Here is a 466-nt window from a genome sequence, read left to right as displayed (position 1 = left end):
AGGCACCGAGGAGCACGGAGCGGCTGCGCGAGCTGTTTCGCCTGATACATACGCTCAAGGGCAATCTCGGTTACGTCGACCTCAACCAGCTGATGCCATTGCCGCAGGCGATGGAAGACGTGCTCGACGCCCTGCGTTCGGGGCGCCTGACTTTCGACAGCCTGCTGGGCGACATCCTCCTGCTCTGCCTCGATCACCTGCGCGCCCTGGTGGACCAGGCACTCGGCGGAGCGGACGCGCCCCTGAGCGCGGCCCAGCTCGATGCGCTGTGTCAGGCCCTGCACGCCCTGGCGATGGCGCCCGCCGGACAACAGACCGAGGTGCGCCGCGAGCTGTTGCTGCACATGGACCCGAGCACCCGCCTGCAAGCGCCCGAGGCAGCCGAACCCAGCCAGACCGAAGCGCTGCTGGTTCGCCACGGCATCGCCATCCACCCCGACCTGCAGTTCTTCTGCGCCCTCACCGA

General features: G+C 68.2%; 1 protein-coding gene. It reads left to right on the top strand.

Translation table 11 applies throughout. The features are described from left to right. On the top strand, positions 1-466 hold a 466-nt coding region (locus tag J0A65_RS25740; protein WP_206597047.1), incomplete at both ends, for an Hpt domain-containing protein.

The sequence above is a fragment of the Bowmanella yangjiangensis genome (assembly GCF_017255015.1).
In the GTDB taxonomy this organism is placed as follows: Bacteria; Pseudomonadota; Gammaproteobacteria; order Enterobacterales; family Alteromonadaceae; genus Bowmanella; species Bowmanella yangjiangensis.
This window is presented reverse-complemented; position numbering and strand designations above follow the sequence as displayed.